The 15222-nt window shown below is 44.3% G+C and carries 12 protein-coding genes; all 12 read right to left on the bottom strand.

Translation table 11 applies throughout. The features are described from left to right. Nucleotides 1–45: 45 nt before the first annotated feature. A complete protein-coding gene (locus DOT_RS20615) occupies nucleotides 46–690 on the bottom strand; it encodes a molybdenum cofactor guanylyltransferase (protein ID WP_282433482.1) in 645 nt (214 codons plus the stop codon). Nucleotides 691–842: 152 nt separating this feature from the next. Then, the gene (locus DOT_RS20620) at nucleotides 843–2513 is read right to left on the bottom strand and encodes an aldehyde ferredoxin oxidoreductase family protein (RefSeq protein WP_009623098.1); all 1671 of its coding nucleotides are present in this window, start codon (nucleotides 2511–2513) and stop codon (nucleotides 843–845) included. A 165-nt stretch (nucleotides 2514–2678) separates the two neighbouring features. Next, nucleotides 2679–5393 carry a formate dehydrogenase subunit alpha gene (fdhF, locus tag DOT_RS29015; RefSeq protein WP_083824223.1) on the bottom strand — a complete coding sequence of 905 codons (2715 nt, stop codon included), beginning with the start codon at nucleotides 5391–5393 and terminating at the stop codon, nucleotides 2679–2681. Nucleotides 5394–5554: 161 nt separating this feature from the next. Continuing rightward, the gene (locus tag DOT_RS20635) at nucleotides 5555–6487 is read right to left on the bottom strand and encodes a 2Fe-2S iron-sulfur cluster-binding protein (RefSeq protein WP_009623101.1); all 933 of its coding nucleotides are present in this window, start codon (nucleotides 6485–6487) and stop codon (nucleotides 5555–5557) included. A 20-nt stretch (nucleotides 6488–6507) separates the two neighbouring features. Beyond that, nucleotides 6508–8295, bottom strand: a complete 1788-nt coding sequence (nuoF, locus tag DOT_RS20640) for an NADH-quinone oxidoreductase subunit NuoF (RefSeq protein ID WP_009623103.1) — start codon at nucleotides 8293–8295, stop codon at nucleotides 6508–6510. A 12-nt stretch (nucleotides 8296–8307) separates the two neighbouring features. Beyond that, nucleotides 8308–8790, bottom strand: coding sequence for an NADH-quinone oxidoreductase subunit NuoE (nuoE, locus tag DOT_RS20645; RefSeq protein ID WP_009623104.1), 483 nt, complete (start codon nucleotides 8788–8790; stop codon nucleotides 8308–8310). 51 nt (nucleotides 8791–8841) lie between these two features. Then, nucleotides 8842–9423 (bottom strand): 5-formyltetrahydrofolate cyclo-ligase, encoded by a 582-nt coding sequence (locus DOT_RS20650; protein ID WP_009623106.1) that lies wholly within the window; start codon nucleotides 9421–9423, stop codon nucleotides 8842–8844. Nucleotides 9424–10000: 577 nt separating this feature from the next. Next, a complete protein-coding gene (locus DOT_RS27945) occupies nucleotides 10001–12130 on the bottom strand; it encodes a methyl-accepting chemotaxis protein (protein WP_009623107.1) in 2130 nt (709 codons plus the stop codon). A gap of 462 nt (nucleotides 12131–12592) precedes the next feature. Beyond that, the gene (gene tsaD / locus DOT_RS20660) at nucleotides 12593–13621 is read right to left on the bottom strand and encodes a tRNA (adenosine(37)-N6)-threonylcarbamoyltransferase complex transferase subunit TsaD (protein WP_040413085.1); all 1029 of its coding nucleotides are present in this window, start codon (nucleotides 13619–13621) and stop codon (nucleotides 12593–12595) included. Next, nucleotides 13618–14085: a ribosomal protein S18-alanine N-acetyltransferase gene (gene rimI, locus DOT_RS20665; protein ID WP_009623113.1), complete on the bottom strand. Its 468-nt coding sequence runs from the start codon at nucleotides 14083–14085 to the stop codon at nucleotides 13618–13620. Before rimI ends, tsaD begins: the two co-directional genes overlap by 4 nt. After that, the gene (gene tsaB / locus DOT_RS20670; RefSeq protein ID WP_009623116.1) at nucleotides 14078–14803 is read right to left on the bottom strand and encodes a tRNA (adenosine(37)-N6)-threonylcarbamoyltransferase complex dimerization subunit type 1 TsaB; all 726 of its coding nucleotides are present in this window, start codon (nucleotides 14801–14803) and stop codon (nucleotides 14078–14080) included. Before tsaB ends, rimI begins: the two co-directional genes overlap by 8 nt. Nucleotides 14804–14848: 45 nt before the next feature. Next, nucleotides 14849–15222 (bottom strand): tRNA (adenosine(37)-N6)-threonylcarbamoyltransferase complex ATPase subunit type 1 TsaE (gene tsaE / locus DOT_RS20675; RefSeq protein ID WP_009623118.1); only part of this gene is annotated, 374 nt, incomplete at its 5' end.

Here is a 15222-nt window from a genome sequence, read left to right on the forward strand (position 1 = left end):
TATCGGTTGCCGCTTACCTTAATATCTATACCTATCTTGAACAAATTATTCCTTAAGGATCGCCAACCAATCCTCCGGCGTGTTTACGTTACAGAGAATCTTACTCAAATCATCAAAACCCTGAAGTTCGGTTTCATCGACATACTTTACAGCACAAGATTGGCTGAACCCACTGACTTTAAGACAACCCGCCTCAAGATTTCTTTTTATTGTAGGAAGACAACGACGATGGTAAAAGGCATGCAATGGGTGTGTGCCGAATTGGAGTCTTGGAACGACTATATCGTACTCAGGAATCCACTTAGCAAGCAGACGGATAAGCCCCGCTTCTAAAAATGGCATATCACACGCTACAAAAAAAACCTCATCAAACGTCGCCGCTTTCAGGCCTTGATAAAGCCCTTCTAAAGGACCCTGATCAAGAATCTCGTCCTGAATAACAGGTACTTCGTATTGGCCAAATAATTCCGGTTTATTGCTGCTTATTAAAACTTCGCTAAACACCGTTTGCAAGACAGCAAGACTCCGCTCTACTAAAGGTCTTCCTTCCAGTTCGAGGAAAGCCTTATTTTTTTTCATCCGGGAGTTTTTCCCGCCGGCTAATATAATCCCCGTCGCCTTCAATTTCGGAAGTTGTTCTCCGAAGTCCTGTTGCAGCTTATTGATTTTTGAAGACCTCCTCGTATTCAATGGACGAGAAGCGGGTCTTGGCCGTGCACAATTACGGACAAAAGGGTAGTCTGTAAATAATCGCTTCTAATCCTATATTCAATTAAAGTGCCAACGCCTAACTTCAATGTACCATATTCATGCTTTCCTGTCACGCTGGCAAACTATTACGTCTACATTCCTAGACTGGTTAGTCGTTCAATCGTTGGTACCCCAATTTCGTCCCAACCCCGTTCAAGATAGTACTGAGGCAAAAGCTCAGCTAATTTATGTACTTGTCCTTTTGAAGTCCCGTCAGTTATTGAATCATTTAATAAACATTTGGGAATCATGTCCTCCGCTCCAGTATTACCAACCCTTAAATTGCGTAAGCGCTCGTTGTTCCAAATCCGCTCGCCACAAGCTAGGAGTTCCTCATCCGTGTACTTGCAACCAATCACAGCGTTGATGATCGCCGTGTAGTCGGAAAGGTCCAGGACAGATGAAGTAAACAAGCATAGCCCTACGGCATCTATAACGGCTGTAAGATCTTGAAAGATCTTACACCAGGATGTTTTTCCTTCTAGTGAGGTACAATCAAATTTTTCGGAAAGCCCTAAACGTTCTGGTGTAATCATATATCCCCTATTATGACTACCACTCCGGTTCCTTGATTCAAGCTGAAGCCCTGTCCTTCCTTGAAGATCCTGAGCTGGAAGCTCTTGTTTTTTCAACGTCTTGGATAGTTCCGAAACGCCATAGCTTTTAGTAAAGTGATAAGAACCCAATGCCATTTTAGCTCCCAACCCTTCGGAATAAGCTATTTTGCGTATCCATTCTAGCGTTCCTCTCGGATTTCCATACCTAAGAGGCGTACCATCAAGCTCCTCTGACTTTATATAGCCGAGCCGAGCCAGCTCTATACCGGTTGCAATAGTCGCTTTGACTGCAATCTTATCCAACCCTAATTTGTTGCATAAATCATTGACCTCATGAAGCGCGTCTTGATCGTAAATACCCAGATCAGAAGCAAATTCTCCTATACATTTGTACCCAGCGTTGCTGCTTTCTGCTTCATCTCCTTTGGAAAAACGTCCACAGGCGATTGGGCATTGAACGCAAACCTCACTTTGGATCAGGAGTTTTGATTTCCTAGTAAGGGTTTTAGTATTATTTCCTCTGATTTTTCTCAGTGCCGCGCTTAAAACTCGTTCCATCTCCCCAGAATTTGCAGTTTCGACCTCCCCTGTTCCACGAACCATTATCGCCTTGACATTTTTCGAGCCCATTACAGCACCCACTCCGCTGCGCCCTGCGGCACGAGATAGGTCATTCAATACCACTGCCATCAGAGAAAGGTTTTCACCTGCGGGTCCAATTGATAAAACCTTTACTGATGCATCTCCAGTGTCTTGCTTTAGAATATCTGTTGCGGTAAAGCCATCCTTACCCCAAATATGGGCAGCGTCTTTAATGTCCACCAAGTCATCCCGAATGGTAATATACACTGGGTATTCTGCTTTGCCTTCTAAAATAACCATATCATAACCAGCAAACTTAAGCTGCGACCCCCAAGAACCACTAAAGTTCGAAGAGGTGATTCTCCCATTCAGCGGTGATTTTGTCACAATCATAAATCGTCCGGATGTTGGAGCATCCGTACCTGTGAGTACTCCTGTCGCAATAAACAGTTTATTTCCAGGATCAAGTGCCTTGACGTCTGAGGATACCTCATCTGCAAACATTTTCCCAGCAAGCCCACGCCCACTTAAATATTTGCTTGCCAATTCCATGTTTAATGGCTCACTACTGGTTTTCCCTTCCGTAAGATTGATCCGTAAAATCTTCCCAGTGTACCCTCCCATGAATTCTCCCCCTGTCAACAGACTCTTTCTTACAAGACTAATAAACCATTTTGTCTAGTCGCCTGCTCTCTTTTATCTTTAAAAGTACATTCTATCTTCAAACAAGGTAAAAAAACTGGCTCCCGTATTATAAACGGGAACCAATTCATGATTCTGTCTAGCTGCCTAGCTGACTTTCTTTGTATTCAAGCTTACCATTACCTTGGTTATCTTCACCGCGCAGACCTTAAACTCCGGTATCTTGGAAATCGGGTCGCGAGCAGGGTTAGTAAGTTGATTTATAGCTACTTCCGGATAGTGGAAGGAAGTAAAGACTAATCCCGGTGTCACTCTATCACTAACTCGAACAGCCACCTCCACACTGCCTCGACGGGATGTTACCTTTACGATCTCTCCATCACAGACACCGCTATTTTCGGCATCTAAGCAGTTTATTTCTAGATATTCCTGCGGGTAGGCTACTTCTAACGCTCCGGTACGTTGGGTCATGGTGCCAGTATGGTAGTGGTAAAGACGACGACCAGTGCTCAGCACCAGTGGATATTCGTCATTAGGCATTTCATCGGGCGAAACGTATTCCACCGGGTGGAATTTTCCTAACCCCCTAGAAAATTTGCCTGAGTGCAGGTATTGGGTGCCAGGGTGCTCCGCGGTTGGACAGGGCCACTGGAGGCTTCCTTGCTCTAGACGAGCGTAGGAAATCCCTGCATAGGACGGAGTGACCCGCGCGATCTCCTCCATAATCTCTTCAGCCGATTGGTAGTGCATCGGGTACCCCATGGCCGTGGCCACCAAGCCAATGATTTCCCAGTCGTCCTTTGCGTCCCCTTCCGGTTCAACAGCCTTGCGCACCCGTTGAACACGACGTTCGGTATTGCTGAAGGTCCCGTTCTTTTCAGCAAAACTAACCGCAGGCAGAACCACATCAGCAATTTCTGCCGTTTCAGTCAAGAAGATATCTTGCACAACTAGAAAATCAAGCTTTTCGAGAGCGTGAATCACGTGAAGAGCGTCCGGATCAGACAGGATCGGGTTCTCGCCCATGACGTACATACACTTGAGCTGACCAGTGCCAGCTGCATCAAACAGTTCTCCTAAAGTAAGACCTGGCTTAGCTGGAAGGTCCTGAACACCCCATTCTGTGGCGAACTTTGTTCTGTTTTCCTCAACGGTCACAGGTTGGTAACCAGTAAATACGTTAGGCAAAGCGCCCATATCACAAGCGCCCTGGACGTTATTTTGGCCTCGCAGTGGGTTGACTCCGCTGAACTCCTTGCCGATCTGACCGCAGAGCATAGACAGGTTGGCAATAGCCATAACGTTATGTGTACCGCAGATGTGCTGGGTAATCCCCATGGTGTATAGAATCGTCGCATTCGGAGCCAACGCATAACCCCTGGCTACTGTTTTGATGGTATCTGCTGGTATACCAGTGATGCTCTCTACGTGCTCCGGCGTGTACTTGGCTACCATTTCCTTCAGGGCTTCAAACTCTTCCGTGCGCGTTGCCACAAATTCCTTGTTCCAGATCTCTTCAGCAATAATTACATTGGCCATGGCATTCAAGAGAGCAATGTCGGAGCCCGATTTAATTCGCAGGTAGTGGTGAGCCAGGTCAGCCATTTCTGTCTTTCGAGGGTCTACTACTGCCAGTGTAGCCCCGTTCCGCACTGCCTTTTTTACTTGCAACCCAATAATGGGGTGAGCCTCTGTAGTATTGGTGCCGATGGCTAGGATAAAATCCGCCCCCGCAACTTCTTGGATGGTATTAGTCATGGCACCGCTGCCAAATGCTGCCGCCAGACCGGCGACTGTGGGAGCGTGTCAGAGACGGGCACAGTGGTCTATATTATTGGTACCGAACACTGCGCGAGTAAGTTTATTCATTAAGTAGTTTTCTTCATTAGTGCAACGAGCTGAAGAAAGTACGCCAATCGCATCCGAACCAAAATTTTCCTTTACGGCACTCAATTTTTCCGCCACTAGATTAATCGCTTCTGTCCAAGAGGCCTCCACTAACTTTCCATCTTTTCTAATGAGCGGAGTTTTAAGTCGGTCAGGATGGTGGATAAAGCCGTAGCCAAACCGACCCTTTACACATAAGGCGCTGCCATTTACATCACCGTCTGTAGAGGTAATTCCCACAACTTTGCCGTTCTTTACATTCAAATCAAGGCTACATCCGGTACCACAATAAGGGCAGGTTGTCGTAACCTTTTCCATTTCCCAGCGCCGACCCTTGCCTTGCATCTTCTTCTCGGTCAATGCTCCCACTGGACAGACCGAAACACATGACCCGCAGAAAACACAGTCAGACTCGTTATAGGGCAGGTTAAAAGCCGGGCCCACTTGGACATCAAAGCCACGGAAGGAAAAATCTAAAACACTTCGTCCCTGAATCTCATCACATGCTCGAATACATTTTCCACAGGCTATGCATTTATTAGGATCCTTTATGATGAAAGGATTTGCGCTATCGATAGGCAGGTCGCGCGCCTCTCCTTGATAACGTTCTCCAGTGACACCATAATCATAGGCATACTGGGCTAACGAACAATCCCCCATCTTCTGACAAGTCATACAATCTAGCGGATGATTCGCCACCAACAGCTCCAGAATTGTTTTGCGAGCTTCGCGCACTTTTGGATTCTGAGTTTGAACCACCATACCCTGCGTAACTTGAGTGACGCAAGATGGAGGTAGATTGCGCATTCCTTCAATTTGAACGATGCATAAACGACAGGCTCCGGCGGAGGTAAGCTCCGGGTCATGGCACAAGGTGGGAATGGGGATATCATTCATACGACAGGCCTCAAGCACTGTTGTCCCCTTCGGGACGCAAACTTCCCGCCCATCAATCGTTAAGGTAAACCATTCCAAAGTGATCCACTCCTCTCTTTTTGGTTTAGTTTGGTTTAGTTTGGTTTAGATGGATTTTTAAACTGAATATGAAAAATGGGCCTTCCTAAGAAGCGCCCCTTTTTCGTCTTAAATTGTATAACATAAGCATTTAACTTAAACTTTTATTAGTCTTATCAGTCTTATTTCGTTAGGGAGTTAATTTTTTCCACGATATCACCTAACCCTAAAAATTCCCCCCACGTGACCTGAACAAACTCACCCTCTTGATTGATGAAAGGCAGTTCTGTCCGATCAGAGTTGTACCTGAAGTCCGAACCAATACGTCCTTTCAAACACAGCGGTCGGCCATTCGCCGCAGATTTTGCTGTAACACCAACAACTTTACCATTCTTGGAGTTAATGTCAAATTTGCAGCCCGAATCACAAAAAGTACAGGTGACTTCCTCAGTTGATAGCTCCCATGCTCTACCTTTGCCTATCATGTTTTTATCCATAAGGGCTCCAACAGGACAGATGGCTACACACCTGTTGCAATAAACACAGCTTGAATCCTTCAGATCGGTGTCCATAAAGGTTGAAACCTTAGCGCTAAATCCACGATAAGCAAAGCCAATCACATTACGTTCCGTTACCGCTTCACAGGTAGCAATACATTTGCCACATAATATACACTTATTAAGATCCCTTAAAATATAAGGGTTTGCGTCATCTATGGGTAGGTGGCGCTTTTCTCCCTGATATTTTTTCCCTGTTACACCATACTCATAGGCATACTCCGCCAGAGAACAGTTTCCTAATTTTTGGCAAGTCATGCAATCTAACGGATGATTGGCAACCAACAATTCCAAAATTGTTTTACGAGCATTTAAAACTTTCGGATTCTGCGTTTCGACCTTCATACCTGGGGTTACTTGTGTGACACAAGACGGAGGAAGATTGCGCATCCCTTCGATTTGAACAATGCACAAACGGCAGGCACCGGCAGCGGTCAACTCAGGGGCATGACATAAGGTCGGAATCGGAATATTATTCATGCGACAGGCCTCAAGCACCGTCGTCCCCTTCGGAACGCAGACTTCGCGCCCATCAATCGTTAACGTAAGCAACTCCAAAGTGTTTCGCTCCTCTCCGCTTATAACCGAATAACCGCGTCAAACTTGCATTTTTCCAAACAGGATCCACATTTAATACAAGCGCTCGCATCAATTTTATGCGGTTCTTTCTTCTCCCCAGTAATACAGCCAACCGGACAGTTTTTGGCGCAAAGCCCGCAGCCCTTACATTTCTCTTCATCGATCGAATAGGTGAGTAAGGCCGTGCAGACATGAGCAGGACATTTATGATCAAGAATGTGTGCTTCAAATTCATCTCTGAAGTACTTCAGCGTAGCTAATACAGGGTTCGGTGAGTTCTGACCCAATCCACAAAGAGAAGTCTCTTTTATAACCAGAGCGAGATTTTCGAGCGTATCGAGATCCTCTAGTTTCCCCTCTCCCTTGGTAATCCGGTCGAGGATATCCCACATCCGTTTGTTCCCTTCTCGGCAAGGGGTACACTTTCCACAAGATTCTTTTTGGGAAAAGTCTAAGAAGAAGCGAGCAATATCCACCATACAAGTGGTTTCGTCCATGACAACGAGTCCACCCGAGCCGACCATAGCTCCCGCTTTCGTTAAAGTGTCATAATCCACCTGAAGGTCAAGCATTGAATCCGGCAAACAACCACCAGAGGGCCCCCCAATTTGTACTGCTTTAAAGGCCTTGCCGTTTTGAATTCCGCCCCCGATGTCAAAGAGGATATCCCTTAAGGTTGTGCCCATTGGGACTTCTACTAGACCAGTATTGTTTATTTTCCCAGTCAAGGCAAAGATTTTAGTTCCTTTGCTCTTTTCTGTTCCGTATTGGGTATACCAATCAGCACCGTTTTTCAAAATGTGAGGGACACTCGACCAGGTTTCTACATTATTAATATTGGTTGGTTTTCCCCATAAACCACTTTGGGCAGGGAACGGTGGGCGAACATTGGGCATTCCACGCCGTCCTTCAATTGATGCCATAAGTGCGGTTTCTTCACCACAGACAAAAGCACCAGCCCCAGCTCGGATTCTAAGACGGAAATTAAATCCAGAATTCATAATATTGTCGCCTAGGTAACCTGCTTCTTCGGCTTGGGCAATAGCAATTTCCATATGTTTTATGGCGAGTGGATATTCCGCTCGACAATAGACATACCCTTCATCAGCGCCTATCGCATAGGCACCAATTAACATCCCCTCAATAACGGAGTGAGGGTCCCCTTCAAGAACACCCCGATCCATGAAAGCGCCGGGATCTCCCTCATCTGCATTACAGATAACATATTTCTTGTTACCTGGGGAGTTCCTACAAAAACCCCATTTAAGCCCGGTTGGAAATCCTGCACCTCCCCGACCACGCAAGCCAGCTTTTTTGACTTCCTCAACGACTTCATCCGGTGACATTTTCAGGGCATTCGCCAAGCCCTTATATCCATCGTTATCCACATAATCCTGAATCTTTTCCGGATCAATGAAACCACAATTCTTTAAGACAAAACGAACTTGCTTCGCAAAAAAATTCGAATTGGCAAAGGTTGTCGCTGGTTTTTGGGTAAGAGGATCGATATAAAGCAATCGCTCGACAAGTTTACCTTCCATGAGGTCCTGGGCTACTATCTCGGGAATATCTTCAGACTTTACCTGCGTATACAATGTTTGTTGCGGTTCAATGATCAGCGTTGGTCCTTGTTCACAGAAGCCGTGGCATCCTGTCGGAACAACGCTTACGCTGTCCTGAATTCCTTGGCGTACTATTTCTTCCTGCAATACGTCAATAATTTTATGTGCACCGGATGAGGCACAGCCCGTCCCTGCACAAACGAGAATTCGTTTGTTCTCTGCCATCCCTTTATCCCCCTACTCGTATTTCGCCAATATTTCTGGTACACTCTCCGGTTCTAATCGTCCATAAACCTGACCATTAATGGACATAACCGGTGCAAGTCCACAAGCCCCAATGCATGCCACGATTTCCAAGGTATAACGTTTATCCTCCGTCGTTTCCCCATCTTTAATTTTCAAACCTTTTTCAATAGTTTCTAATACTTTAGCTCCTCCGCGCACATGGCAAGCCGTTCCTAAACAGACATTAATTAAATTTCGTCCCACGGGAGTCAAGCGGAACTGGGAATAGAACGTAACCACACCATAGATTCTTGCCAGAGGCATACGTAACCCTTTACTAATGTGTTTAAGCACATCAGCGGGCAAATATCCATAGACCTCTTGGGCCTCTTGCAAGATTGGGATGAGAGGTCCATTTTCATCTCGATACTTGATAATGACTTCATCCAATTTAATTTGCTTTGGGTCCACTAAATTCTCACACGTGGTGCACAAAAAAAATCCCCCCCTAATGAAATTCCCTTTAAAGTTTGATACCTTAACGTCCTAAAATTTGTATACCTCATTTTCTGTGATCAACATTGTCATTTTGATATCATGTTTGTCAACTGGCACTTTCTCAATAACTTGACATTCGAAACCGAGAGCGACCTTAGGCGTTAAGGGATTTAACAGCGTAAAGAAGCGATCGTAAAAGCCGCCACCGTACCCTAAACGATTCCCTTGAAGATCAAACCCCGCACCAGGCACGATAATTATATCGACTTCTGATGGTTCTACTTTTCCATTAGTAAGTTTAGGTTCGCGAATGTCCCAAGCCCCTGACTCAAGATCCTCACTTAGATCACGTACTTCAAGTGGAAGAAGTATCCCGCGGGGTGCACAACGAGGTAATACCAATTTTTTCTTACATGTTATCGTCGCCTCCGCTAAAGCTGTAGTCTCTACTTCATCACGAAAGTTAAGAAATAACATCACTGTCTGAGCCTGTTGGAACTCTGGTAAATCTTGAAATTTCTGCTGGATAATTCGACTCTTACTTTCTCTCTCTTTTTCTCCTAAAGCTGCCCGCTGAGCTAAACACGATTTGCGCACTTCTGCCTTAATGTGCCGTTTGTCTTCACTCATTTCAGTACTACCCCTTCGGTTAGATCTCGCTCTTTATAAGAAACATTCGATCAATATAGCAAAAATCCTTCCTGTTTTTAAAATATTATGAGTATTTTCAAACAATTCCAAAATAATATAGAACAAGAATCAAGACGAATAAGCAATCAGTAGTGCACATCACATAGTGTATCTTGCCTTGCAGTTCCTGTCATGTTTATGGACATAAAAAAAGTGTTATGTGAATTAAGAAAATAGTTTGTTATTTTTGTAAATTATGAAAAAAAGGTTATCTCAAGTAGAAATATCTTAATTATTTCCATTTTTTACTACAAAGAGTTATCCACATATCAAATCAAGCGATTGCGCCATGTGCCAAACTTATGCACATTATCCACAGGAGCTGTGGGTAACCTTATCCAATGTGAGGGTATTTATTGAAAAACCTCAAAACCGCATCAATGACTTATCTACAGACTTATCCACATTATCCACAGCTACACCTTATCCACAGAGAAGATGTCCTCTTATCTGTCATAAAGTTTCCATTAGTACGAAAGGAAGCGAGGAAATGAAATTCCTCGCTTCCTTCTTAATACTAAAGCCTGAACTTGGCTATTTCAGTTGTAAGTTCTTGGGCTATTTTAGATAACCCGTAAGAAGCCTGTTCTATTGTTTCAACGGAAGCAAGTTGTTCTTCAGACGAAGCTGAGATTTCTTGCATACCTGCCGAGGCCTCTATGGCGACTGCAGATATTTCGGTTGAATTTCTGGCCACTCCTTGGATCTGGCTGGTAATATCGCGAAGCATTTGGGCAATACTTTGCGTTTCACCAACTACACCTTCTACGGATTGATAAATTTTATTAAAAGCTGTTTGAGTATCTTCAGCACTGTTGGTTAAGCCCTCTACGATTTGGCTGGTACTGTTCATCTTATCAACCGTGTTACGGACACTAGCATCAATATTCATAACAATATTTTCGATTTCTTTGGTAGATGCCGAAGACTTTTCGGCTAGTTTGCGAATTTCATCGGCTACAACAGCAAAACCTCGTCCATGCTCACCCGCCCTTGCGGCTTCGATTGATGCATTGAGGGCAAGAAGGTTTGTTTGTTCCGCTATCGAATTAATTGCACCAATAATATCTCTGATATGAATAGCCATTAGAGATAACTCTTGGATTGAAGCTCCAACTTGTTGTGAAATAGAATTATTCTCTTCTATTTTTAGAATTTGCTGCCGCAAGGCCTTTTGACCTTCTATTACATAGTTTAAAGACTCACTTGCCTGTGCTGCACTAGCAGACGTAGTCCTATCTGCTCCTTCAGCAATTTCTGCCACATTTGCTATAGTTTGTTCCGATGCTTGGATTATTTTCACTTGATCATTGTTACTAATTGCCATTTGATTGATCGTAGTTACTACCTGGGTAAGGCTTTTAGATGTTTCCTCTGATGTAACAGTCAATTGTTCTGAGTTGGAAACAAGCGAATATGCAGTATCCTGAATCTTCTCCATCAGTGATCGCATGGTAGCTATCATGGCATTAAAGGCTCCAGATAATTCCCCTAGTTCGTCCGTTGATTTAAACTGACTAACTACAGATAAATCCCCTGATTGGGATTTTCTAAATAACTCTGTTAAATTTTTTATTGGTTTCGTAAGTTTTTCAGTAAATAATAGGCCAATAACTGATCCCAAAACAAGTATCAACAAGGATACTAGGTAATACGTAGTCTTTTCTGATTTTAGGACATTGTTAAATAAGGCTAGTGTGTCAGTCATTCCTGGAAAACGAAAAGCCATTACTCCGACAGTATTGTTATTAAAGTCCTGCAATGGTACGAAGTACATTACATAGGGTGTCCCCTGAAGATTTAATGTGTCTGACATAGGCTTTTGAGATTTCGCCACCTGACTTAGAGCATTATTTATGGTGGCATACATAGGCTGCTGTTTTGCTAACTCAGATAAAACTTTGGAATCCTTGTCAAGTTTTTCATTTGAGTCGGCAAAAAAGGTATTACCCAGATCATCAGTTTGAGAATCGGTCATAACAAAATAATCATTTTTCCCATTAGAAAGGAATAAGGTACTCGCTGAATTTGAAGAGGATGCAATAGGCTTGATGAATGATTGATATGTCTGTTTTCCTACGATCACCGCGCCGATTACCTTGCCATTGTCAGATATTGGTACAGTCACTTGCAATTTTCCTTCGTTACCTTCTACTACCTCCCATGACAGTACTGTTTTACCTGTATCTAAAGCACTATTCGTTGATTGATACTTTAACCCAGCATAGCCATCATACGCAGTATTTGTGGGGCAGGCTAAAATTGGTGTGTGCCCATCGCTTGTTCTTTCTGCTAATCTGGTAAACCAAATTAAGTCTATACCATTTTCATTTTCAGCTAGATCCGTTTGTTTTTGTAAGGAATTCTCTATTAATGCTTTATCATTGGTTTTAATACCTTGCATCACATTGGGGTCGAGAGACAGCATTGTGGCAATCGTTGTTGATGTTTTGGCGATATCATCGTTCTTACTTTGGACGGCTTTTTGCACAGAGTCTTCTCGTTGACCAATCTGTTGTTGAAGCAAATCAGATGTAAAGCTAGATACCTTATTTAACATTAGCTGAGTAAGTATGCCTCCACCTATGACTGTAAACACCATAACGCCAATTAAGAGAACGGTAAACTTTGTTTTTATTGATTTCAAATTAGACCTCCCTTTACTTCTTTGTGCCTTCATCCATAAATTTCAGATCGCGAAATGTAGAATATATTTCGCCATAATTCCTCAGTTTCCTTTAAAAATACTGGAAATATTCTAAAAATATTATTAATATGCAAATTTGACTTATCTTGTTTCAAAACGCGTCATACATATAACATTTAAGACATACTTCTTCCCCGAACTTAGAAAAGCGTCAACTCCGTATACCGGTGACTCGTTCTGCCGGTTTACGAGTTATGACAGCAATTACAAAAAGCCCACTAAGTCGATGCTTTGCACATCAATTTAGCAGGTTTTTAGGTTAAAGTACTTATCCATACTGTAGATCACAAATGAAATGAAACCTCCAGCGATGACGATATGCTTTTGGCACCCCGCTCCCTTTAGCAAGCTAGAATGATTAGCTCTACGTCGTAGGATCGGGTGCAGTTTCACAGAAGTCCCTCATACAAGTTCAAGACCCGGCACAGCGTTAAGTGTCCAAGGCGCGAAGTCCCCTGCTAAATAATGATAATACCCCGCTACCGCAATCATTGCTCCATTGTCGGTACAATAAATGGGGGGCGGACAAACCAGGTGGACATTATGTTCAGACAACGAATTCTCTAAGGTTTCACGCAACAAACTATTAGCCGCAACTCCACCCGCTAATAGTAGCGTCTTAACTCCCGTCCGCTCTATGGCAATCAAGGTCTTCCTGACTAAAACATCTACAACCGCTTGCTGAAAAGAGGCCGCAATATCTGGAACGCTGAGAGTATCTCCCTGCATACGCGCAGAATTCAAAGTATTCAAAACGGCTGATTTCATACCGCTAAAGCTAAAATCCAAACTATCCGGCTCTAACATGGCCCGGGGAAACTTAAATGCAAACGCATCCCCCTCTTGAGCTACTCTTTGTATCTGAGGCCCGCCTGGATAACCTAAGCCTAAGGTCCGAGCCACTTTATCGAGTGCTTCACCTGCCGCATCATCACGTGTATGGCCTAAAACCTGGTACTGCCCATGGGCTTCAAATAAAATAAGATGGGTATGTCCTCCAGAAACTAACAAAGCTAGGAGTGGAAACTCTAAATCTTGATGATCTAAGAAATTGGCATAGATATGCCCTTCCAAGTGATTGATGCCAATCAACGGAATTCCTGCAGCATAGGCCATCGCCTTCGCTCCGGAAACCCCTACTAATAGGGACCCTACAAGCCCAGGCCCATACGTCACAGCAATGGCCGATAACCCCGAAAAATTAACCTTCGCTTCATCTAATGCTTGTTGCACAACTAGGTAAAGATGAAGACTGTGTTCGCGTGAAGCGATTTCTGGCACAACACCTCCATACTTCTGATGGGTCACTATTTGAGAAGAAATGATATGGCTGCGTAAATCTGTTCCGTTCACCAAAACTGCCGCGGAGGTCTCATCACAGCTTGTCTCAATTCCTAATATTACTACACTCTTTTTTGTACTCCCCGTCACGTTACATTCACTTCCGTTCCCAATTCGACCCACATGATCATTGCGTCTTCTCCAGTATCCGCATAATATCCTTTACGTAACCCGGCGGTAACAAAACCTAAACGCGTATATAAAGACTGAGCTGCGCTGTTGGAGACGCGGACCTCCAGCGTCATCCGCTCCATTCCCTGTTCCGCCATCTTCTCCATCACAGACTTCATTAAAAACTCTCCCCAACGCTGCCCCCGATAGTTGGGAGTAATGGCGATATTCGTAATATGTCCCTCATCAAGGATAAACCAAAGCCCCATGTAACCGATCACCTGGCCATTTAACTCTAGACAAAGATAACGCGCATACTCGTTTTCTTTAAGCTCCGCTTTAAAGGCCTCAGGAGACCAAGGCGTTGAGAAAGAGACACGCTCAATTTCCATAATGTCATCCAGATCGGTAGTAAGCATGGGCCGCACAATCCCATTATTCATGCGCAGCTCTCCTTCGTGCCTCCTCTTTCTTTGCCCAATTAACCTCGGCCTCAGAAAAACGAATGTAGTAGGGTTCCACCCGGTCCCCGGTACCTGTTTCTTGCCAACGTTGCCAAACCGCTCGAGCCGCATAGGCACCCCGAGGTAAGCTTATATACTCTGGTAAAATTACGGCTCGCTCGCCTAGAACATTTTCAATAAGTTGCTTTGATTTCGCAGCCGCATCTCCGACAAAACAATACGAACGATCGAGCCGCTTCAATTGTTCTAACCATAGGTCTACGGGCAATGCTTGAGGCGAGGTTAGGCACTCTGCCTTCTCTACTCCTTGTTTCCAATAGTAACGAGCTGTGTACCACTCATTTTTGCGGGCATCCAGAATAGGAACGATATCCTCCGTTCTCCCCAAACCTGCCCAAGCTAAGGCATCGAGGGACACTACGGCAATGAGGGGGAGATTCAGCACTTGAGCCAATCCTTGTGCTGTAGCGATTCCTATTCTGATTCCAGTAAACGAACCCGGCCCTCGCACCACCCCGATCATATCTAAATCCTGAAGTGTCCAAGCTGCAGCTGTAAGCAACTGATCAAACATTGGAATAAGGCGCTCTGAGTGCGTCTTTAAAGTATATAAAAATCCTTCTCCGACAAGTTGCCCGTCTTCGGCCAAAGCCACTGCCGTAACTTTTGTCGTCGTATCGATCGTTAAGTATTTCATTGGAACCTCCGAACCTTCCATTTTCCTATCGTGCTTGTACTTAGCCTAAACCATGTCTTTTAAACGAGTCTCCCAATCAGAGTTCTGGGAATGAAAGATGATCTCACGTGGCTGTTCTCCACTTCCAATGATTACAACATCTAAGCGGTCTTCTGGCAAATAATCTTCTATAATTTCTGGCCATTCAATTAAACAGACAGCATCTTCAACGAACGCGTCTTCAACCCCAATTACTTCAGCCTCTTCCGGACGCTGTAATCGGTAAAGGTCCATGTGAATTAATCGTACCTGAGTTCCTTTAAGTCGTGCTATGTATTCATGGATTAAGGTGAAGGTTGGGCTCGTCATAGGACCAGTTACACTTAACGCCTCACCAACCCCTTGGGCAAAGGCTGTTTTCCCTGCACCCAAATCTCCAA

It is taken from the genome of Desulfosporosinus sp. OT (genome assembly GCF_000224515.1).
Classification (GTDB): Bacteria; Bacillota; Desulfitobacteriia; order Desulfitobacteriales; family Desulfitobacteriaceae; genus Desulfosporosinus.

What these genes read in the sequence shown, in the direction of transcription:
- tsaB (WP_009623116.1), bottom strand. Translation starts at nt 14,803, where the DNA reads ATGAAATACTTAACGATCGATACGACGACAAAAGTTACGGCAGTGGCT.
- rimI (WP_009623113.1), bottom strand. Translation starts at nt 14,085, where the DNA reads ATGAATAATGGGATTGTGCGGCCCATGCTTACTACCGATCTGGATGAC.
- DOT_RS20620 (WP_009623098.1), bottom strand. Translation starts at nt 2,513, where the DNA reads ATGGGAGGGTACACTGGGAAGATTTTACGGATCAATCTTACGGAAGGG.
- nuoF (WP_009623103.1), bottom strand. Translation starts at nt 8,295, where the DNA reads ATGGCAGAGAACAAACGAATTCTCGTTTGTGCAGGGACGGGCTGTGCC.
- DOT_RS20650 (WP_009623106.1), bottom strand. Translation starts at nt 9,423, where the DNA reads ATGAGTGAAGACAAACGGCACATTAAGGCAGAAGTGCGCAAATCGTGT.